The organism is Neokomagataea anthophila (assembly GCF_018122595.1).
GTDB lineage: Bacteria > Pseudomonadota > Alphaproteobacteria > Acetobacterales > Acetobacteraceae > Gluconobacter > Gluconobacter anthophilus.
This window is the reverse complement of record NZ_JAGRQH010000001.1, coordinates 121,918-143,313: the sequence shown is the minus strand read 5'-3', so window position 1 is coordinate 143,313 and position 21,396 is coordinate 121,918. Positions and strand designations below refer to the sequence as shown.

20 protein-coding genes are annotated in these 21,396 nt (G+C 52.7%); 11 read left to right on the top strand and 9 right to left on the bottom strand.

The window, feature by feature from the left end; translation table 11 throughout:
* Positions 1–21: 21 nt before the first annotated feature.
* A complete protein-coding gene (locus tag KB213_RS00640) occupies positions 22–759 on the top strand; it encodes a flagellar hook assembly protein FlgD (protein WP_346266639.1) in 738 nt (245 codons plus the stop codon).
* Positions 760–924: 165 nt separating this feature from the next.
* Here KB213_RS00640 and KB213_RS00635 read toward each other — a convergent pair whose 3' ends face one another.
* Positions 925–2,187: an AGE family epimerase/isomerase gene (locus KB213_RS00635; protein WP_211679911.1), complete on the bottom strand. Its 1,263-nt coding sequence runs from the start codon at positions 2,185–2,187 to the stop codon at positions 925–927.
* A 210-nt stretch (positions 2,188–2,397) separates the two neighbouring features.
* On the opposite strand from KB213_RS00635, the gene rpe reads away from it, so the two are divergent.
* From rpe to KB213_RS00620, 3 genes are read left to right on the top strand one after another with little or no spacing between them, the layout of a single operon-like run.
* Entirely contained in the window at positions 2,398–3,063 is a 666-nt protein-coding gene (gene rpe, locus KB213_RS00630; RefSeq protein WP_068167853.1) for a ribulose-phosphate 3-epimerase, read from the top strand.
* Between the two features lie 59 nt (positions 3,064–3,122).
* Positions 3,123–4,763: a heparinase II/III family protein gene (locus KB213_RS00625; protein WP_249110105.1), complete on the top strand. Its 1,641-nt coding sequence runs from the start codon at positions 3,123–3,125 to the stop codon at positions 4,761–4,763.
* A gap of 11 nt (positions 4,764–4,774) precedes the next feature.
* Positions 4,775–5,911, top strand: a complete 1,137-nt coding sequence (locus KB213_RS00620; protein ID WP_211680535.1) for a glycosyltransferase family 4 protein — start codon at positions 4,775–4,777, stop codon at positions 5,909–5,911.
* Between the two features lie 92 nt (positions 5,912–6,003).
* On the opposite strand, the gene KB213_RS00615 is transcribed toward KB213_RS00620, so the two are convergent.
* From KB213_RS00615 to KB213_RS00590, 6 genes are all read right to left on the bottom strand, one after another.
* Entirely contained in the window at positions 6,004–6,609 is a 606-nt protein-coding gene (locus tag KB213_RS00615) for a response regulator transcription factor (protein ID WP_068167857.1), read from the bottom strand.
* A complete protein-coding gene (locus KB213_RS00610) occupies positions 6,606–7,736 on the bottom strand; it encodes a sensor histidine kinase (RefSeq protein ID WP_068167862.1) in 1,131 nt (376 codons plus the stop codon). Before KB213_RS00610 ends, KB213_RS00615 begins: the two co-directional genes overlap by 4 nt.
* A gap of 4 nt (positions 7,737–7,740) precedes the next feature.
* The gene (locus tag KB213_RS00605; RefSeq protein WP_211679906.1) at positions 7,741–8,277 is read right to left on the bottom strand and encodes a hypothetical protein; all 537 of its coding nucleotides are present in this window, start codon (positions 8,275–8,277) and stop codon (positions 7,741–7,743) included.
* Between the two features lie 114 nt (positions 8,278–8,391).
* A complete protein-coding gene (tyrS, locus tag KB213_RS00600; RefSeq protein ID WP_211679903.1) occupies positions 8,392–9,630 on the bottom strand; it encodes a tyrosine--tRNA ligase in 1,239 nt (412 codons plus the stop codon).
* 74 nt (positions 9,631–9,704) lie between these two features.
* On the bottom strand, positions 9,705–11,060 hold the full coding sequence (locus tag KB213_RS00595; protein WP_211679900.1) for a hypothetical protein: 1,356 nt from the start codon (positions 11,058–11,060) through the stop codon (positions 9,705–9,707).
* Positions 11,057–11,914: an ABC transporter ATP-binding protein gene (locus KB213_RS00590; RefSeq protein WP_211679898.1), complete on the bottom strand. Its 858-nt coding sequence runs from the start codon at positions 11,912–11,914 to the stop codon at positions 11,057–11,059. The genes KB213_RS00595 and KB213_RS00590 overlap by 4 nt, the downstream gene beginning before the upstream one ends.
* A 155-nt stretch (positions 11,915–12,069) precedes the next feature.
* Between KB213_RS00590 and KB213_RS00585 the strand changes: the two genes are divergently transcribed.
* Positions 12,070–12,252, top strand: coding sequence for a hypothetical protein (locus KB213_RS00585; protein ID WP_211679896.1), 183 nt, complete (start codon positions 12,070–12,072; stop codon positions 12,250–12,252).
* A 50-nt stretch (positions 12,253–12,302) separates the two neighbouring features.
* Here the strand turns inward: KB213_RS00585 and KB213_RS00580 are convergent, their stop codons facing one another.
* Positions 12,303–12,968 (bottom strand): alpha/beta hydrolase, encoded by a 666-nt coding sequence (locus KB213_RS00580; protein WP_211679894.1) that lies wholly within the window; start codon positions 12,966–12,968, stop codon positions 12,303–12,305.
* 166 nt (positions 12,969–13,134) lie between these two features.
* Between KB213_RS00580 and KB213_RS00575 the strand changes: the two genes are divergently transcribed.
* The 6 genes from KB213_RS00575 to KB213_RS00550 all read left to right on the top strand — a co-directional run bounded on the left by KB213_RS00575 (position 13,135) and on the right by KB213_RS00550 (position 18,985).
* Positions 13,135–14,226 carry a cysteine desulfurase family protein gene (locus tag KB213_RS00575; protein WP_211679892.1) on the top strand — a complete coding sequence of 364 codons (1,092 nt, stop codon included), beginning with the start codon at positions 13,135–13,137 and terminating at the stop codon, positions 14,224–14,226.
* An 18-nt stretch (positions 14,227–14,244) separates the two neighbouring features.
* Entirely contained in the window at positions 14,245–15,378 is a 1,134-nt protein-coding gene (locus tag KB213_RS00570) for a cysteine desulfurase family protein (RefSeq protein WP_211679890.1), read from the top strand.
* Between the two features lie 31 nt (positions 15,379–15,409).
* The gene (locus KB213_RS00565; protein WP_068167878.1) at positions 15,410–15,724 is read left to right on the top strand and encodes a ferredoxin family 2Fe-2S iron-sulfur cluster binding protein; all 315 of its coding nucleotides are present in this window, start codon (positions 15,410–15,412) and stop codon (positions 15,722–15,724) included.
* Between the two features lie 5 nt (positions 15,725–15,729).
* Positions 15,730–16,812 (top strand): tRNA 2-thiouridine(34) synthase MnmA, encoded by a 1,083-nt coding sequence (gene mnmA, locus KB213_RS00560; RefSeq protein WP_211679887.1) that lies wholly within the window; start codon positions 15,730–15,732, stop codon positions 16,810–16,812.
* Between the two features lie 260 nt (positions 16,813–17,072).
* On the top strand, positions 17,073–18,038 hold the full coding sequence (locus KB213_RS00555) for a PfkB family carbohydrate kinase (RefSeq protein ID WP_346266638.1): 966 nt from the start codon (positions 17,073–17,075) through the stop codon (positions 18,036–18,038).
* 41 nt (positions 18,039–18,079) lie between these two features.
* Entirely contained in the window at positions 18,080–18,985 is a 906-nt protein-coding gene (locus KB213_RS00550) for a S1/P1 nuclease (protein ID WP_249110102.1), read from the top strand.
* A gap of 75 nt (positions 18,986–19,060) precedes the next feature.
* Here the strand turns inward: KB213_RS00550 and KB213_RS00545 are convergent, their stop codons facing one another.
* Positions 19,061–21,199: a TonB-dependent receptor gene (locus tag KB213_RS00545; protein ID WP_211679883.1), complete on the bottom strand. Its 2,139-nt coding sequence runs from the start codon at positions 21,197–21,199 to the stop codon at positions 19,061–19,063.
* Positions 21,200–21,396: the final 197 nt, after the last annotated feature.

Sequence of the window (21,396 nt, the reverse complement as noted above, 5' to 3'; positions counted from 1 at the left end):
TGGGATGAGGGAATTATTAAGGTGAGTGTATCAGTAACATCAACGAGTGGGCAGGATTCATTGCTGTCCCAAGCGGTATCGGCCGCACGAAGTAGTGCGACGACAGCGAAAAACACCTCAGATACGACCAGTACAACAGCGAGTAGTGCTGGTAGTGCGGCTTTGTCTTCGATAGCAGGGAATTTTAATCAATTTTTGACGTTGCTGACTGCGCAGTTACAGCATCAAGACCCTACGAATCCGACGGATAGTAATAATTTTACAGCGCAGGTCGCGCAGTTTGCTGGTGTACAGCAGCAGGTACAGTCGAATACGACATTGTCGAGTTTGCTCTCCGCTACACAAGACAGTCAGTTAACGAGTGGAGCAAGTTTGATTGGCAAAACGACCACGGCTACGACTTCGTCTTTACCGCTGCAAAATGGTCAAGCGAATTTAAGTTATACCGCACAACAAGCAGGTGATGTGGCTATTGCGGTGACGAATACTGCGGGGCAAGTTGTACGCAGCGAAACTGTCTCGGCGGCAGCGGGTCAGCAGAGCTGGCATTGGGATGGTAAAGACAATGCGGGTAATCAACTCGCTGATGGTGGGTATTATGTCGCGGCTGAAGGCACAGCGACTGACGGTACAAGTGTTGCACTTCCAACGACGGTAAGCGGTACGATTACGGGTATTTCGCGTGATTCAGGTACGGTTAATGCCCAAATGGGTGGGGCCTCAGTAGCGTTAAAGACGCTAAATGCGTTTCAAAGCTAAGGTTTCCGTGCTGATAGAGCCACGTATGCATAAGCCATAATGAGGGTTGTCATTAGTGGGTGGTTGGCTTGAATGGATATCGTCTTGGCACTCTACCGTGCGAGTAGAGACGCATGCTGTGCGATCCGCTGTTGGGTAGAGTGCCTGGAGCATCGTTGGGTGTGGTTATTCGGAAAGGCTTTGTGTTGCGCGTAGAGCCGTGACGAGGCTGGGGGCTGCGGGCATTAGTGGCGCTAGAGTAGATTGGTAGGCGTGGTAGAGGTCTGCTTTGCCTTGATAAATCGTTTCTGAAGGAATGCCTTCGGGGGTGACTTCATTGAACCAACTCCCATGTGTGCGGTCGATGAGGGTGGTATCGATATAATCCCAAATGGTGCGGTACCATTCTTCGTACTGAGTGTTGCCAGTGCGTTTATACAAAAGAATGGCTGCGGTGAGGGCTTCGGCTTGTGCCCAGTGTACTCGGGCTGAGACGTGTGGCTTGTGGTCCCAGTCAATGGTGTAGATTAAGCCGGGTTTGCCGTCGGTATTCCAACCTGCGTGCATACCAGTTTCGAAGAGAGACTGTGCGTCATGCAGGAGCCAGCCGGGGGCGTGGAGGCCGTGGCGGAGTAGGGCCGATTCAAGCTTTAAGGTGAGATGTGACCACTCGACAAAGTGCCCCGGTGTCATGCCGTAGGGGCGGAGATCGTGTGTGGGTTGGTCGTGATGGTAGTCTTTGAGTAATGTCCAGTTGCGGTCGAAATGTTCGGGCATGGCGAAGTCTTGTGACGCTGCGAGTTCATGCACAAATCGCGTCACGATGCGCAGGGCACGGTGGAGCCATTTTGTATCACCTGTGACATCAGCGAGAGCAAGGAAGGCCTCGGTGGAGTGCATATTGCTGTTGGCACCACGGTAATCTTCTTCGTCTGACCAGTCTGCGGCGAAACTCTCGCGCATGACGCCTTCGTCTTCGGACCAGAAATGTTGCTCGATGCATGTCGTGGCGTCATGCAGGAGTTCCTGTGCTCCTGTAAGGCCAAGAACTGTTGCAGAGGATGCAGCGAGCGCAATGAAGGCATGAAGGTAAGCTTGCTTACGTTCTTGCGGTTTGTCGGCGTAATGCCGCCAGCCACCATGCTCGGTATCCTGAAAAGTGCTGCGCAGCCCGTTTAAGGCATGTTGGCTGAGTGCTGCGCTGCCGGGGATACCTTTGAGTGCTGCTGCGGCAAAAGCGTGGGCGCAACGTGCTGTGAGAGTCGCTTCTGCAGCCGCTTTGGGGGGGAGCTGCCCTGTGAGGTCTAACCCCGTAAAGCCACCATCGACTTGCCCTTTGCGACTAAAGAGCAAGAGGTCTTCTCCACGCGCTTTTAGCCATGCGGTATGTGCTGGCTGGCGGATCCATGTGGAGGAGTCGAGCAAGACGGGGGAAAGGCGATCAAACATACAGGGCTCCACAGCGGTGAAGAGATCAGGAAAATGTGTTAGTGTAAAACCTTCTTTCAAGGACGCAGAACCTTCCCAAGAGTTGCGCTGTGCTCCATGTGTGAATGGAGCGACAACCTCTAGAGTATGGACGGGGGTTGTGGTTTTATAGATGTGTAAGGGCCGATAAGCGGCTTGCGTCTTGTTCGAGCATTGCGGATAGATAGCGTTATGACTGATCGTTCTCCAATTCTTGTTGCTCCTAGCTTGCTTGCGGCTGATTATGGGCGTCTCGCAGAGGAAACGCGTTCTGTGGCGCGTGCGCCGTGGTTACATCTTGATGTGATGGACGGCCATTTTGTGCCGAATATCTCGTTTGGTCCGCCTATTATTGCGGCTTTGCCGCGTGATACGGGGGCTAAATTTGATGTGCATTTGATGATTGATCCAGTGGATCCTTATCTTGAAGCAACAGCAAAGGCGGGTGCTGATCACATTACGGTGCATATTGAAAATGCGCCCCATGTGCACCGGACGTTGCAGACGATTAAGGCTTTAGGCTGCCGTCCGGGGATTGCATTATGCCCGGCAACGCCGCCAGAAGCGGTGTCTCAGGTTTTGGATCTGGTGGATATTATTTTGGTGATGACGGTGAACCCAGGCTTTGGGGGGCAGAAGTTTCTTGAGAGCCAATTACCGAAAATCCGTAAGCTTGCAGAGATGATCAAAGCATCTGGACGTGATATTGTGCTGGGTGTTGATGGTGGAATTGGGCCAGAGACAGCGGCGCAGGCTGTAGCGGCTGGGGCAACAATGTTGGTGGCGGGGTCATCGGTCTTCGGGAAGGAAGACCGCGATGCTGCAATTGCAGCACTTGAGGGACCGTACGCGGAATAGGATAGCTGATGGGCGAGGGCCGAACGGGGCAGACGACATTTTCGAAGCTGAAGCTGTCAATGGCGAGGATGCCTTTCCGGAAGGGCGCGCCATCTGGGCCGGTGACGGTATGTCATGATCCTTGGCATGGCGATGCAGAGCAGGGTGCGCGGTTGGTTGCGCGTCACTTTCGTTTTGATCGTAAAGACTATGATCTGACGTATGGGCGGGTGCCTTTGACGGCGTGGCCTGTGGGCACATGGCCAGAGGCGGCGCGGCACTGGTTGTATGGTTTTTCGTGGCTGCGTGACTTACGGGCGCTTGGCAGTGATGAAGCGCGTCTTATGGCGCGTAAGATGGTGGGGGTATGGATTGCCAACCCACCGGGTGGTGAAGTCGCTGAAGATGCATGTACGACGGGAATGCGTTTAGCGTCATGGCTCTCGAATCATGCGTTTTGTTTAGCTTCTGCAGATCATCAACTGCAGAAAAAATTGATGGATCGTGTGTTGGTAGAAGCCCGCACGATTTCAGCATTACTGCCATTGAAATTTTGTGGTTGGGCGGAGTTGTCGGCTTTGCGGGGCTTGCTGGCAGCGGCATTGGCGATCCCTGAACAAACGGGCTTCATGGTACGTTTCTTGCGGTATTTGCCGAGTGCGTTGGAGCGTATTTTATTGCCTGACGGCATGGTGGCAGAGCGTTCTCCTCAAGCTCAGTATGAGTTGGTGCGTGAGTTGGCAGAAATCTCCATGATGTTTCGTGCGGCTCAACTGCGCGTGCCGCCCTTGGTAGAGACGTCACTCGAGAAGGCTGTGCCTGTATTGCGTGCGCTCTGTCATGGTGATGGCGGTCTAGCGGTTTTCAATGGGAGCGGCGAAGGCGATGTACGCTCTGTCGAGCGGGTGTTGGCGCAGGGCTCTCGTCTGAAGCTGATTGCGTCTAACCTGACAGATGGGAAGTTTACCCGTGTTGCGTTGGGTAAATCATTGCTGATTGTGGATGGGGGCGGCCCGCCAATTGCAGGGGCAGATCAGACGGCGCATGCAGGGACATGCTCGTTTGAGTTCTCGCATCTAAAAGATCGTATTTTTGTGAATTGTGGGTCTGCGCTTTTAGCGCCGTGGGCAGAAGCGCTTCGTGCGAGTGCAGCGCATAATGTGTTGATACCAGAAGATTTGTCGTCGTCTGACTTTGACCGGCGTGGCAGGGTGACGCGACGGCCAGTACACATCTCGTGCCATCATCAGACCAATGGTGAAGGGCATTGGATTGATCTCTCTCATGATGGTTATCATCCCTCATTAGGGGCGACATGGAAGCGTCAGTTGTATTTGGGGGATAATGGAGAGGATCTGCGCGGGCAGGATGTTTTGCACAGTGAGCGTGCTGTCTCTTTTGTTCTACGTTTCCATCTGCATCCTAATGTGATTGTGACGCAGGATGATGATGACGTTATCATGCATGTGGGTGAGAAGATTTGGCGTTTCCGGCAGCGTGGTGGTGGCCTTGCTGTAGAGCCGGATGTGTATTTGGCACGTGACCATGTAGAGCCTACACGACAAATCGTGGTGTATGTTGATCCGAAATATACGGGTGCTGCGTCGGATGCGGAGGCTGCGGAAGAAGGTGTGCGTCAGGATGACGCAGCTAAGCTAAGCGCGGCTCCGCCCAGTGTGACACAAACTGTTTCGTGGTTATTGGAGCGTATTCCGGAGTGAGTGGCCGGCCCCTGAAAATCTTGCAAATTACGAACGTTGATTTTGCTCTAAAGCAGTTTCTTTTTCCGTTGATGCAGGCTTTGCGGGCCGCTGGTCATGACGTGCAAGGCGGCTGTGCAGAGGGGCCAGATTTGGCGCCCGTCAGGCAGGATGGGTTTGTTGTGCATAGTGTGCCGATGGCGCGGAGTTTTTCGCCTATAGCGCAGGGCCGAGCTTTGTGGGCGTTGATCCGACTTATCCGGCGAGAGCGGCCAGATATGGTGCATGGCCATATGCCGATTAGTGGTATTTTGGCGCGCATTGCAGCGAAAATCTGCGGGGTACCGATTATTGCTTATACGGGCCATGGTTTTTTGTTCAACCAGCCGGGATCATGCTTGCGGCGGTGGTTATCTTTGGTTCTGGAGTTTATCGCCGGACGGATAACTGATCTTTATATGACAGTATCCGTAGAAGAAGCGCGGGATGCGCGTAGGCTGCATTTAAATGCGCATCCTCTAGCGATTGGCAATGGACGCGACCCGCAGCGTTTTCGGCCTGATGAGGCTGTGCGTTGTCGTGTTCGGGCCGCGTTCGGTGTGGCTGAGGATGTGCCCGTTGTCATCGTGGTATCGCGGTTGGTGCGTCATAAAGGCTATCCTGAATTGCTGCGGGCGATGGAAGAGGTACCGGGTGCAGAGCTATGGGTCGTAGGCGAGCGGCTGACGACGGATCACGGGGGGGATTTGGAGGGTAGTTTTGCCCGGGCGCATCAGGTGTTGGGTAAAAGACTACGTATGTTAGGTGCGCGCGATGATGTGGCGGAGCTTCTGGCGGCTGCAGATGTTTTTGCTTTGCCTAGTCATTTTGAGGGTTTGCCGATGTCGGTTATTGAAGCGATGTTGTGTGGACTGCCAGTTGTCGCAACGGATGTGCGTGGCCCTCGTGAGCAAGTTGAGCAAGGGCGCACGGGATTGTTGGTACCTCCGGGTCTGGCAGCGCCTTTGGCCCGGGCCTTACAAGTGTTAACGCAGGACCGTGAGAAAGCGGTGGCGATGGGAGAGCGCGGTCGTCAGCGGGCTGTCTCGGTTTATGCACAAGATCGGGTGTTGCAGCGTGTTCTACGCTTGGTGGGGCAAGAAGCACAGATGATGAAGCTGCCTCGGTGAGGGGCCTCTCTGTGTATTTGAGCATTGAGACGCAATAAGTAGTTTATTGTTGGCGTGTAGGTGCTGGGTGTGTCCCTTGCCTTGGGTGAGTCTTATAGCCACCCATTTTGGCGTGCGATGCGGCTGGCTTCGATACGGTTTTTAGCATCCAATTTTTGTACGATCTCTGAGAAATAGTTGCGGACTGTTCCCGTGGATAAATTCATTGTTTCGGCAATGTTTTGATTGGTCTTTCCGGCCTCGGCAAAGCGGAGCATCATGCGCTCACGGTCATTGAGTGGGTCTGGCAAGGCATCCCAGACACTTTCGGCCAGGTCTGGTGCGATAGCCCGTCCTCCAGCAGCGACTTTGCGAATGGCATTGGCGAGTTGAGTAATGGGAGCATCTTTGAGCATGTAGCCACGGACGCCTGCTTGAAGCGCACGACGCAGATAGCCGGGGCGGCCAAATGTTGTGACGATAATGATTTTGGCAGGGCTGTTTTCTGCTTTTAGACGTTCGGCGAGTTCAATGCCGGTCATGTTCGGCATTTCAATATCCGTCATAATGATATCGGGTTTGAGTTCATGGGCCAGCGTTAATGCGTCATGACCATTATGGGCGCGGCCGATAATGGTCATGTCATCTTCTAAACTCAGCAGCGTTTCAAACGCATCTATGAGCATGGTTTGGTCTTCGGCGAGAAGGAGGGTGATCATGGTGTAAAGCTCGCGGTTAGGGTGAGGCCGGGGGTATTGGGCGTAAGGGTGATGGTACCGCCGATGGCGGCAAGGCGCGCACGCATCCCACGAAGGCCATTGCCCTCTAAAAGGGTATCGGGGCAGGTGAGTTCGGTGCCGTTATCGCTGACTGTGATGCCTTGTGGCGGACCGTTATGTTGGCCATGAATTGTGATGTGGCATTGGGTAGCGTGTGAATGACGGATGACATTGGTAATGGCCTCACGCAAGGTCATGGCTAGAACACTACACGTTTCTACAGAGGTATTACTTTCATGTGCGAGGCATTCTGCACCGTGAATTATGAGGGAGATGGATGCAGATTGAAGGGCATTTTTAGCTTGCTCTAACTCGCGAGTGAGGGTGGCGCTTTTCATGTTTGTGATGGCAGCGCGTACATCGCGTAGGGAATCACGGGCAATAAGGCTGATATCGTTGATTTCACAGAGGGCACGTTCAGGAGCGCGGTTGTGGAGTTTGGCAGCGAGCTCACTTTTGATGGCGATGACGGTGAGGGAGTGACCTAAGAGGTCATGCAGGTCACGTGCAATGCGCTCACGCTCGGATGTTGTGGCGAGGGCGCGGATTTCAGATTGGGCTTCTTTCAGGCGTTGGTTCTGGCGAGCAAGGCGGCTTTGAAACCATGACATGGTGTAGGTGGCCAAACTGATGAGAACGGAGATACCGCCTGAAATCGGGACATGGCGCACGGTCCAAGCGAAAGAAATGAGGGCAATTTGGAGCAAAACCAGTAGAGTGATGGCGCGGCGTGTATCATGCAGGCGGATACACATGGCAGACGCATAAATGTTGAGCGTCATCCATCCCGCATTGGTCCAAGAGGCTGAAAAGCCAAGTAATGCCGTGAGAATAATTTCAAAAGTGGTGCTGTCGACACCATCAATTTTATTGGCCGCTCTGTATGGTGCAAAGTAGAGCACCAGAAACGCCAGAAGAGCTGCGATGCCGTAGGATGCTTGGAAAATGCTTGGTGTTTTATCGAAGAACCAGTTGAGCGGATAAAAGAACAAATAGACCAGATATACGGAGTGGTAGAGATAGGTTTTTCGGCGGGTTGGATTCTGGTCTATTCCGAGTAAGGACATGACGTTAAGCAACCGTTTCCTGTGTGGTATATGTGTGTATCCGTGCGAGGCGTATTGTCGCGCTGATCCATAATGTGGTGGCGGTGCCAAGGCCTGCGAGTGTCATGTGCATTTGGGCTGGTAAAAGACAAGAAAAGCAAGAGATTAAAACAATAATTGTGCCGGAATAGTAATGGATTGGTTCTTCTAAGGCGCGCGCCATAGGGATTAAGGTCAGCCCGATGATGCTACCAATCAGGGGGTATATGAGTTCTGTATGATGTGTGGCGTTCGTGAGGAATCCGACACAAAAGAGCGATACGCCGCGCCATATTTGGACGCGCTTGAGGAGTGTTTGGTCAAATGATTGTTCGGGCAGGTTGAGGTAGAAATACCGGGCGATGAAACTGCCGAGCAGCAGGGCAGAAATGAGCCCAACGAGAATAAAGAGCGGGGTCTGAGGGAGGAGGGCTGCTTTGCCGCCGCGCAATGCCCAAAAAGCAGCAAAGACGAGCGTTATGGCTTCTGTGGTGAAAAGGCGTTTTTGTGGGGCAGTGGCCATGGTGGGGACTCCATAGAAACCCAAGAGCGGGTGTGGTCACTATGGAGAGATGAGCCAAGGGCCGAACAGTGCCGGGTGTCACGCGATGGATATGACACCCGTCATGTTGTGGCGTTATGCAGGGCGCACGAGGATATGCTTCTTCTTTCCGGAAGAGAGCTTTACGGCGCCATTTTGTAGGTCTTTTGCGCTGACGGTGAGGTTCTCGTCACTGACGACAACGTCATTGACGCGTGCACCACCGCCTCGGATCAGACGGCGTGCTTCGCCTCCACTGGCGGCTAGGCCGGCATCTTGCAGGAGACGGAAGATGGGCAGGCCGTCTTCTAATGCCGCAGCGGGAATGGTGACTTCTGGCAGAGCTGCTGTGGCGGCACCCTGTTCGAAAACGCGGCGTGCAGTTTCGGCTGCTTCTTCAGCCGCAGCGCGGCCATGGCAGATGGCGGTGGCTTCTGTTGCGAGGATTTTCTTCGCGTCATTAATCGCTGCGCCTTCCAGCGCACCGAGGCGTTCACATTCTTCAACAGGTAGGTCTGTGAACATTTTCAAGAAGCGTTCGACGTCCGCATCTTCTGTGTTGCGCCAGAACTGCCAGTACTCAAAGACGGGGAGCTTTGCTTCACTGACCCATGTGGCACCACCAGCAGATTTGCCCATTTTGGCGCCGGAAGACGTTGTAACCAGTGGTGTGGTCAGGCCGAAAACTTGTTTGCCTTCTGTGCGGCGGGTGAGATCAATACCTGAGACAATGTTGCCCCATTGGTCTGAGCCTCCCACTTGGAGCGTGACGCCTTCGCGGCGATTGAGTTCGCGGAAGTCGTAAGATTGGAGAATGGAGTAGTTGAACTCTAGGAAAGTGAGGCCTTGCTCACGGTCGAGGCGTTGTTTGACGCTCTCAAAAGACAACATGCGGCTGATGGAGAAATGCACGCCGACATCTTGGAGCAGATCAAGGTAGGAGAGCTTATTGAGCCAATCTCCGTTATTGGTCAGCAGGGCGCGATTATCTGAAAAATCAATGAATTGGCGTAGGGATTTTTCAATTCCTGCGATGTTATGCGCGATGGTTTCGGCGGTGATGAGGGAGCGGGCTTCATCTCGGAATGATGGGTCACCGATGCGTGCTGTGCCGCCGCCCATGAGGGCTACGGGGCGATGGCCGTGTTTTTGCAGCAGGCGCAAGATCATGATGGAAACAGCATTGCCAACATGCAGAGAATCCGCGGTGGGATCGAACCCTGCATAGGCCGTGATGGGGCCTGCGAGCATTGCGGCGTCGAGCGCCTCAAGGTCGGTGCACTGAAAGATCAGGCCGCGTGCTTGGGCTTCACGAAGGAACGAAGACTGGGGCATGGGATGGTCAACACTATTTATCATGAAATCAAAGGACTGTTTGCATAGCACAGCGTAGCGTGCAGGGCACCTGTCTATGGTGCTTCATAGGGCCAGTCTGCTGTGATGATGCGTTTTGGGGTGATGAAATAGCTGATAAGGCCAAGGACACACGTCACGGCAGTGACCGTGAGGGCAAGGCGGAGTGGAAGGGTCATTGGGTTGCCCAAAGAGGCCGCCAATATGGTGATGGCGATGCTACTGAGCATGAAGGCTTGTTTTGTAGGGCGTGATGTAAAGAGGAAGGGAAGCGCTTCTGTGAAGCCTAAACTTACCCCCAAAAGGGTTAAGCAGCACCAAAAGAACGCTGATTGCCCAAGTGATGTGTGCGGTGTTGTGTATGCCCAGCACAGAATGAGGCTTCCGGTACGGGGGATGATGGAAAAGAGTGTGTGTTTGAGGCGGCACTGAAAGAGGGTCCGCACGAAGTCTTGGCGTGTGCCGAAATATCCGGTGACGAAGAGGGGCGCCCAATGTGTGCGGATTGAGAGGAAGGATTGAGGAAAGAGGCTTATGATCAGCAGTCCCATGAGGCTTTGGGACCATGCGTGATGAAAACTTGTAGAGGATGTGAAGGCGGTGACACTTGCCATAGCGAGGCTGACGGCAGGGATTAGGCAAAGATTGATAAGGAGAGTTGCCCAAAGAGGGATGTATCGGGTTGTTAAAAGGCTGTTTTTGAGTTGTTCATTGGGGATGAGACGTTTTTTGCGATGTTTAGGCGTTTTTCCCGATAGGTGTTTTTCGGCTGGAGCCGGTATTTGTATGGCGCGACGTGGTGCGCTGAGAATGGAGAGCGTTAAAATTGTCGTTAAGACAAGGGATAATGGTATAGCGATGATGGGCGGTTGATGGAATATAAAACCCTCATCTGCGGACAGAATAGAAAAAATTAATTGTCCAATATATAATAAAGCTGTCAATATATCTAAGAATAGCTTTAATTTTTTATGTTTATAATTTTTGGATGTTAGCCACTGAAATATAAATATTTGGCATTGTATGGTTATAAATAAAAATGCGGCATGGAGAGGAAAACCCAATAGGTGTACCCAGAGTGTCATTAAGGCAATACTAGTGAGGGAAAGGGTGGCGGCGGCCTGTGCCTCGGCGCGGTATAATCCGGGGATAGAAGCGGCTTGAGGGCTTTTCGTTTGGGATTGAAAATGCGTGAAAAATGCGGCTTGCAGCAGGAACATGAAAAACGCTAATTGCCGCAGCACGTCATGTGCGCCTTTATGCGGTGTGATACTGTCCACGAGCGAGAGAGCGAAGAAGAGTAATACCGTCCAACTTGTTGGATTTCCGCGCCAAAAAACGCGTGTGCCGTAAAGGCTTAAGCTTAGCCATGTCAGTTTGAGGGATGTTGGGAGAGCAGGGCGCATGTTCATGCTGCGCCTCCCGTGGGTTCGGTGATGGCTAAAAAGGCGTCTTCGAAGTCAGGAATGCTGATCTGTGTTTCTGCTGGGAGGGGAAGGTTGGCCTGCCAGCCATGGATCAGGATGTTACCGTCTTTCTGTGCTAGAATCTGTACGGGGAGCGCGGTGAGGCTCTCTGGTGTTATGTTATGCAGCCAGCGTGTCGTCTCTTGGAAGGATTGTGTGCTGCAATCAAGGATGAGGCGCCCTTGCTTTAAAAAGAGAAGTCGCGAGCAGACCCGCTCAATATCAGACAGAATATGTGAGGAGATGATGATGCTCGCACCTGTTTCTTTGGCGTATTGATCTAGAAGGTTCATGAAATCCCGGCGCGCTTGTGGGTCTAAACTGGCGACGGGTTCATCCAGAATTAGAAAATCTGGCCGATGGCGCATAGCGAGAAGAATAGCGAGGCGTTGTTTTTGTCCGCCAGAAAGGGTTTTGACGATTTTTGAAGGGCTCAGCTCTGCCCATGCGAGCAGGCGGGGGTCAATAGGGGGTAATGCGCCGTAAAACGCGCCTATAAAATCAATAAGTGCACCGACTTTGAAGGCATCAAAACCGCTCATTGTTTGAGGGACATAACCCGTACGGGCGCGGATGGTGCGGGGTAGTTCGGCAATGTCTGTGCCGAACATGGTAATGTGCCCTTGATCGGTGAGGAGAAAGCCTAAGAGGCAGCCAATGAGTGTTGATTTTCCGGCGCCATTGCGGCCGAGGAGGCCTATTGTTTCCCCGGTATTTATTGAAAAAGATATATCGCTCAGTGCTGTAAATGTGCCGAAAGATTTGGTGATATTCGCAATGTTTATTGTGTTGTTCGTCATGATAAATGCTTCTTTGAATGTTTCTGATCGCATTGTGTAAGTTTTACGATAGGCGAAATATCTATAATGTGAAGGTTTTGTTTCGTTAACGAATATTTACGCTCTTATTCATATTTTATGATTCAGTCGACAGAATATAATTAGGAATAATTTTTATGTATCGTGATGATATGATGCAGGCTCGTGATATAAAAGAGACTGATTTTACGGAGAAAAATAAGAAGCGCTTAGAGCGTATTGCTCGTCGTGCACGGGATTGGATGAATATTTATACGATTATTTTTATGCAGCGTCGCGAGAAGGCATCTAAGATAGATAATAATGACGCTGTCATGTGAGTAGGGCATTTTTGCTACGGGAAAGTGTTTTCCCGTAGCAAAAAATGTTTTTAGTCTGCTGCGAGAGCAAGCGCTTTACGACCACGCATGGTGGTAACGTGGTCTTCAAGCGCTGCGCCGACTTGGTCTGCTTGGTTCGCAAAAATATGGTCCGCGTCATCAAAAATGCGATAATCGACGGATACATTTTTCTGCGTATTAAGCTTGTCCACAAGTTTGTGGATGCCGGGCTCTGGAGCCATTTCGTCTTTTCCGCCAGCGATCATCAGACCGCCGCAGGGGCATGGTGCTAAAAAGCCGAAATCATAATCATTGGCTGGAGGCGCTACGCTGATCCAACCACTGATTTCTGGGCGGCGCATCAGCAACTGCATGCCTACGAACGCACCAAAGGAGTATCCGGCGATCCAAAGTTCGGTTGAATTTGGGTTCACCATTTGCATCCAGTCCAGCGCAGCGGCTGCATCTGAAATCTCGCCTATGCCGCCATCATAGCGGCCTTGTGAACGGCCAACACCGCGCGAGTTATACCGCATCACTGAGAAACCCATTTTCTCGAAATGGCGATACATTGTGTAGGTGATGCGGTTATTCATGGTGCCACCGTGCAGGGGGTGGGGGTGCAGCACCAGGGCGAGGGGAGCGTTAGGTTCGCTAGAGTGGTGATAACGTCCCTCGAGCCGGCCATCTGGGCCAGCGAACATCACTTCGGGCATATTTCTCTCACACTGTGTCCGGCAGGATTACGGCCCTGCCTTCCGATGTGCGATTGTATATCGACTCAAGCGCAAAGATTTCCACCAAAATCGACACGTTGCCTTAAATTCACGAATCGTCAATCCAAAACTTGCGTAAATCTCTGTTCAATCCGATGTGGTGTTTATGACTATTTCATCCGCCCAAATTTATCTTGATGCGAATGCGACGGAGCCGTTGCGCCCGGAATCGCGTGAGGCTGTGATTGCCGCGTTGGACCTCGTTGGTAATCCGTCTTCGGTGCATAGTTTTGGCCGCACGGCGCGTCGTGCGCTTGAAGAAGCGCGCTCTGTTTTTGGGCAGGGGTTTGGACGAGATCCGGATCAATGCGTGTTTACGTCTGGCGGGACGGAGGCGAATGCGTTGGCGTTGCACGCGTATGGTGCGGGGCGACGGGTTTTCATTGGCGCAACGGAGCATGATGCTATTCGGCGTGCAGCACCGGAGGCGGATATTATCCCTGTCATGCGTGATGGCGTGTTGGATTGTGCTGTTTTGCGCGAAAAATTGGCCGAATCAGGTCCAGCTTTAGTGTGCGTCATGGCGGCAAATAATGAAACGGGTGTGCTTTCTCCATTGGGAGAAGTGCACGCCTTATGCCAAGAGTTTGGCGCGCATTTGCATGTGGATGCGGTGCAAAGTGCAGGGCGTTTAGAGCAGCGTTTTGAGGGCTGTAGTGTTGCGCTGTCCGGGCATAAAATGGGTGGGCCGAAAGGTGCTGGCGCTCTGTTATTGCCTGATGCTGCAGCAATTGATGCGTTTATGCCGGGTGGTGGGCAAGAGCGCGGTCGGCGTGGTGGTACGCAAGCATTACCGGCGATTATGGGTATGGCGGCGGCGTTTACGGCTGCGCGCGGTCAGGATTGGTCGTTTATTGATGCGTTGCGCGTGCGGATTGATGATGCTGTCAAACATGTGGGCGCGCGTGTGGCAGGGGATGGCGCTGCACGCTTGCCGAACACGAGTAATGTGATTTTGGACGGCATTGGTGCGCAGATACAGTTAATGACGCTGGATTTGGCCGGCTTTGCGGTGTCTGCGGGGTCGGCTTGTTCGTCTGGGAAAGTGGCGGCATCGCATGTGTTAACGGCGATGGGTGAGCAGGATGGCGCTACGCAGGCTCTTCGTGTGTCGTTGCCGTGGAATGTCCAAAGCGCGCAGGTGGATGGTTTCATCGTGGCGTATGAACAGATGGTGCAGCGTTTGCGTAAAGCGTAAAGACCGGGAGATGGGTACATGATTTATCTGGATTATTTTGCGACGACGCCGTGCGCGCCAGAGGTTGTGGATGCCATGTTGCCGTGGTTCACGCAGGATTTTGCCAATCCGCATAGTACGCATGGTCCGGGTCAAAAAGCAGCGCACGCTGTTGAGGTGGCGCGTGAGCATGTGGCAGCCCTGATTGGGGCAGAGGCGCGCGAGATCGTTTTTACGTCTGGTGCCACGGAAGCCAATAACATCGCCATTAAAGGTGCGGCGCGCCATGTGCAGCGTATGGGCGGGGAGCGGCGCCGGGTTATTACGAGTGCTGTCGAGCATAAATGTGTTTTGGAGTCCGTAAAATCTCTTGAAAGTGAAGGTTTTGAACCTGTGATCTTGCCGGTCGATCGGCATGGGAGGGTGGATTCGGCTTCTTTGGAGAAGGCCTTGTCGGTGCCGACAGCCCTAGTCAGTATTATGGCAGCCAATAATGAAACGGGCGTTTTGCAGGATATTCCGACGTTATCCGCTTTGGCGCGTCAGGCTGGGGCGGTGTTTCATACGGATTTGGCCCAGATGGCGGGGAAGTTGCCAGTATCGTTAGAACATGTCGATCTTGCATCGGTTTCAGCGCATAAAATGTATGGGCCCAAAGGAGTTGGTGCCTTGTATGTGCGCCGGCGGCCACGGGCGCGGATTGTGCCACTCTTTTCAGGTGGTGGGCAGGAGCGTGGGGTAAGGTCTGGCACGTTACCAACGCCGTTGGTCGTTGGGTTTGGTGAGGCAGCGCGGATAGCACGTGGTGCTTTGACTGTGGAGCCAGAGCGTTTGGCGCAGTTGCGGGATGTGTTGTGGCAAAAATTGCGTGATGGACTGCCGGGGAGTGTGTTAAATGGTGCAAAAGTGCCGCGTTTGCCCGGTGGATTGAATTTCTGCCTGCCGAAAGGGGTCTCAGCCCTTGACGTAATGGCTCATCTGCCCGACATCGCCATGTCGACGGGTTCTGCTTGTTCAGCGGCGGAACTGGCACCCTCTTATGTTTTGACGGCGATGGGATTGCCGGAGGCTGAAGCATCACGGTGCTTGCGTCTCTCGGTTGGACGTTTTACGTCCAACGCCGAAATTGATCGTGCGGCGGCGCTTCTGGTTGATGTTGCACGTGTGTCCTGACGTTTACTGAGTACAAGGAAGATGATCGTCCATGCCTAAGATGACCTTTATTGATCGTGATGGTTCACGCCATGATGTTGATGCGCCGAACGGTTTGTCCGTTTTGGAAGTTGCGCATAAGCACGATATTGATCTGGAAGGGGCCTGTGAGGGGTCTTTGGCATGTGCAACATGTCACGTCATTGTGGACCCGGAATGGGCTGGTAAGCTGAGCGATGCGACGGATGATGAGGAAGATATGCTCGACCTCGCATTTGGTCTTGAAGAGACATCACGTTTGGGCTGCCAGATTGTCATGACAGACGCGCTGGATGGTCTTGTCGTTCATATTCCGAAGCAGGGCTGAAGACGATGCGTATCCTCGTTGCCATGTCCGGAGGGGTGGACAGTTCTGTTGTGGCGGCACTTCTTCACCAGCAGGGCCACGAGGTCATTGGTGCGACGCTTCAGCTCTATGATCATGGGCAAGCTGCTAAGCCGGGGGCTTGCTGTGCAGGGCGTGACATCATGGATGCGCGTGCCGTGGCTGACCGTTTAGGTTTTCCGCATTATGTGATTGATGCGGAAAATCGCTTCCGTGACAGCGTGATTGATAGTTTTGCCTCATCTTATGCACGTGGGGAAACCCCTGTGCCGTGTGTTGCCTGTAATCAGGGCGTGAAGTTCACGGATCTGCTGGGCATGGCGCGGGATCTTGGCTGTGAAGCGATGGCAACGGGGCATTATGTGCGCCGTGTTGAAGGAGAAGACGGGGCACAAATGCACCGTCCGATCGATAGTGACCGTGATCAAAGCTGGTTCTTGTTTGCGACGACACGTGAGCAGTTAGAGTATTTGCGTTTCCCGCTAGGTGATGTGCCGGATAAGGCTCAGGTACGTAAAATGGCGGAAGAGTTTGGCTTGCAGATTGCGGATAAGCCGGACAGTCAAGATATTTGCTTTGTGCCGAATGGCTCTTACGCTGAGATTGTGGAAAAGCTGCGTCCTGAAATTCGTGGTCCGGGAGAGATCGTGGATGAGGCGGGGCAGGTGCTTGGTCAACATGAAGGTGTGGCGCGGTACACGGTAGGGCAGAGCAAGCGGTTGGGTGATATTCACACGGCTGTTGGCGAGCGTCAGATGGTGACGAAGATTGATGTGTCGAGCCGGCGCATTGTCGTTGGGCCGCGTGCTTCGGTACAAAGTGCTGAGGCGCGGAAGGTAATTCACCTACGGGACATGAATTGGCTGTGCAATCCAACACCGGAAGGTGTGCGGTGTGGTGTGCAGATTCGTGCGCGTGAGGAATTGCGTGAGGCGCTTGTTGTGCCCTTGCCGGATGGTGGTGCCCGCGTTGAGTTGACCTCAGGGGCAACGCCTGCGCCCGGTCAGGCATGTGTTTTGTATGACGGAACGCGTGTTTTAGGTGGTGGCTTTATTCTGGGTTCTGCCTGAGTACGTTATTTTTGAAGGTTGGTATGACAGGGGGCAGGAAACTGTCCCCTTTTTTTGTGTTCTGTGCTGGACACGACTGATATTGTGCGGGCTCAATCGTGTTGTTTGGATGGTACTCTGACGTGTTGAGTGCTTATCGTCGAAGGCGTGAATAGCCTTTCCATTACGCTGTATGACATATGTGAGAAGATGTATGGCCCTGACGTGAGTGCTGTGTTGGTGCTATGGCTGGCGCGTTTTCTTTAGTGGAGCGGGTTATCGTGTCTCATTCTGTCGTCACGCCTCTTATTGTTTCGTTTGGCAGTGTTAATATTGATGTGACGGCACGGGCGCGACGGTTACCGCGTCCGGGAGAGACGGTGCATGGTGAAAGTTATGGCGTCATGCTTGGGGGCAAAGGGAGCAACCAAGCCGCTGCTGCGGGGCGTTTAGCTGCCTCTGGCGCTGTACGTGTGGCGCTGGTGGGGCGTGTAGGGCGTGATGATTTCGGGGCGCGTGCGCGGCAGGAATTGGCGCGTTTTGGGGTTGATCTGAGCCCTTTACGTGATGATGCTGACCATGCAACGGGTGTGGCGCTAATTGGAATTGATGCGGGAACGGGCGAAAATAGCATCACTGTGATTGGTGGTGCGAATATGGCCGTTGATGCGACGGATGTTGTTGTTGCCGACATTTGGTTGGAAGAGGCCGCCGTTCTTCTGTTGCAGCTTGAGGTTCCGGAGGCTGCTGTGATTGCGGCGGCGCAACGTGTGAAAGCTGCGGGCGGCATTGTGGTGTTGGACCCTGCACCAGTACCGGATGGTGGTTTGTCTGATGATGTGTTGCAGGTGGCGGATATTATTACGCCAAATGAAACCGAGACGGGTCTTTTAACGGGTATTACGCCAGAAACAGTGGAAGAAGCTTCTGAAGCAGCACGGATATTGCAGGCAAAAGGTGTGCGCCGGGTATTGGTGAAGATGGGTAGCCGTGGTGTGTTTTGGCGTGATGGTGATGAGGAAGGGTTTTGTAAGCCTTTCTGTGTTGATGCGATTGATACCGTGGCTGCGGGTGATAGCTTTAACGCGGGTTTGGCTTTTGCATTAGCGCAGAAGAAGTCCTTTCAAGATGCAGTATGTTTTGCGGCTGCTTGTGGTGCTTTAGCGACGACGCGTAATGGAGCGGCCGATGCAGCGCCGCATTATGCGGAGGTTTCTGCGTTGGTTGAGCAGCAAGGCGCTCGTTAGGGCGTAGGGCCTTCAGGTAGCTATTTTATAGGGTTAGAATAATGATGATGCAGCATTGGCTTAAGGGTGCCGTCTTTATGGCGCTGGGTATGAGTGTTTCGACATCGGCTTATGCGTGGGGGCCTTATGGGCACGCGATGGTGGCAGATATTGCCCAGGAGCGTTTAACGCCAAAGGCGGAAGCGGTGGTGCATCAGCTTTTAGCGTTGGAGGGGCATCAGTCTCTCGATCAAGTGGCATCATGGCCGGATACGATGGCGCATCTTCCGCGTGCGCAAGGTGGGCGCCCAGAGACGCTGAAATGGCATTATGTGGACACGGATGTTGTCAATCCAGCCTATGAGCGTGCGCGGGATTGTGCGGATACGAATTGTGTTGTGGAGCGTTTACCGGAAGAGATTAAAATACTTGGGGATGTTCACGCACCGTCTCAACAGAGGTTAGAAGCGTTGAAATGGGTTGTGCATTTAGTAGGGGATTTGCATCAACCCTTACATGCGGCGGAGCGTGACCATGATATGGGGGGCAATACGGTGCGCCTGACCTATTATGGTGATTCAGCGCGTGGGCATATGAACCTGCATGCGTTGTGGGATGATGGTATTTTGAACCGTCAGGATCACTTGGTCATTGGTCCGCATTATTCAATTGATTATGCGGTGGCGAAGGAGGCTGCTGAGCATTTATCGGCGCAGATTACACCTGAAGAGACGCGATATTGGACGCAGGATTTGTCGGCTGCGGGGGCGCCTTATCGTGCCGTTGTTGACTGGGTAGATGAAAGCCATGAGTTGGCGCGGAGCGTTGCTTATGGTGTATTGCCTTCGCAGCAACACCCAGATTTGGGGGATGCGTATACCGCTGTGGCGTGGCCGTTGATTCAGTTGCGTTTGGAGCAGGCAGGAGTGCGTTTGGCGGCTGTTTTGAATCAGTCTTTGGGACAATAATATCCGTCTGCCCTTATGGGTGGATATTAGGGCCGGGGAAAGGCAACGCTTGGAAGCGTTGCCTTTTTTTGTGGTTTAGAACGATGCAGAGAAAGATCCGTAATAATTGCGTGGTGGCAGGTAGTAATATGTTGGCAGGGTTGCGCTGCCGTTACCTTCGGTAATGGTACGGTTATCGAAGATATTAGCCACTTGGAATTGTACGCGGTATTTGCTGCCGAAGCGGTAACCGAGCGTGAGGTCCGTGGAGGAATAAGCGGGAAGGCGTGTGTAGTTCGCACCACTTGGCAACTGTCCTGCACCAGCGAAGCGGTGGCCCACATATTTTGTGAGGAAAGACCCGTACAGGGCATCGCGGTCATAAAGTACGCCAAAAAAAGCCGTGCTGGATGGAGCGTTGGCAACTTGCATGCCGCTTGTTTTATCTGCGGCGCTATTGATGGAAGCGTTGGCTGTTACGCTGAAGCCATAGCCTGCGCGTAGAGTGGCTTCGGCTTCAAAGCCTTTATAGATGACGCCGCCTTGGTTGCCGTAAACGGTAACGTAGCTTCCGCCTGGCCCGACGGGGAGGGCAAAGGCACTGATTTTGTTGCGGAAGTTAATATAATACCCATCGATATCAGCGATAAAACGATCAGATTTAAAGATAATACCCGTTTGGTAATTAATCGTTTGTTGTGGTGACAAGGTGTTGAATTGTGCGCCGGGGCCACGCTGCACATTGGATGGTGGCGCCTGAAAGCCCATGGCCCATTGAGCATAGTAAGCCCAATGTTGGTTGAACTGATAATTCAGTGCTGCTGACCCGAGATCGACCGCGTAAGAGCGGGTGGAGTTTAGGGTGCTACCGCTGGATACCCCGTTAATGCTGCGTTTGAAATCAACATGTTTCCAGCCCGGTGTAATGGAGAGACCTTTGACCGGTCGCCAGACAAATTCCAAGAAGGAGTTAATGGAGGTCGTATAGCCAAGAAGGTCGTAGGAAAGGGCCGTTGAGCGGCCTTTATAGGGTTTGATTTGTCCGGTTGAGAGGTCGTTTGTGACTTGAACTTGGGTTTGACGTGAGTAGTCGTACCATACACCAGCGCGGGCGGTAACGTTGGTGACGCCATGTCCAAAGTCACGCTCTAACGTCGCGATATTGCCCCATGGGCGGTAATGGGAGCCAGAACCAACGCCGGGTACCCCAGATGTTAGTAATGTGCTGTTCGGGGTTGTCCCGTTTGTGTTGCCGCCAGCGGTTGCGGCTTCATCGTAGCCATAAGTGTAGGCTTTATCGACGAAGCGGAAGCCATATTTTTCAGCATCAAATTTGGCGTAGCTGAAGTCTGACCAACGGTTGCTAAAGTTATAGGAACGATAGAGTTGGGATGTTGGGTCATTGTTCAGGCTGGCGTAATTATAGCCGTATTTTTGGGTGCCTGCGACGGTGGGTTGGACGTAGTTGTTCCATGCGACTGTGGTGCGTTCACTGACTACGGAAAAATGTGCGAAATCATAGATTGGCTGTTCGATTTTGAGGAAATAATTATCCTGTCGCAGCCCCGCATATTTCAGCAAGCCATCTGTTGCTGTGTGATTGTAGTTGAAAAGAATACGTGTGCCGTTTGTGGCGGCAATAGCACCAGATTGTAGGTCTATGCCTGCTTGGTAGGTGTTGGCGCTGCCATAGGCACCGTTAATGGTGATGAGGTGCTTGTCGAGCAGGTCTTCCGAGTTCAGAGCCATCGTGCCGCCGAAGGTGGCATTGCCCATAGTGGACGCCGTGCCGGGACCGCGGTCAATCATCATGCTGCCCAGTACGGGAGCTGGGAAAAAAGATGTTGTTTGGTGGGAGAAGGAGCTTGGGTCCGCGAAGGGAATGCCGTCAAACGTGACGTTATATTGGCCGTCTTGGAAGCCGCGAATGGCGGCATTTTTGCTCGACATGCCCGGACCGTTTGGAGAGGAGTTCGAGGCGGAGGGGCTGAATTGCATGACAGACAAGTAGTCTGCGTGGGGTGATGCAATGTGTTTGATGTAGGTTTTGGAAATGCTGGTTTCAGGCTGGGTGGCGGTCATAGGCGTTTGCCCGGGGGCTTGCGCTTGTGCGGATTCGCTTTTGCGTTTGCCATGCACCTGGAGGTGCTCAGTGTGTGCGTCATCCGCCATGGCTGTGAGGCCGGATGTACAGAATAAAAGGAGGGATAGGCCGGAGAAGCTTTTCTTGAACATATTAGAGTGAACTCGTGATATTAAATTTATGGCAAAATACATTTTATTAAAATAAATATTATTAATATTTTATGAATATTGATTTTTGCATAATTTACGCAGTTACATATATTTTTAATGAAAATAATATAAATTATTCACATATATTTTATTTACTCATGAATTTTTGTTTCTTGTGTTTTTTTGATGTCTTTTTT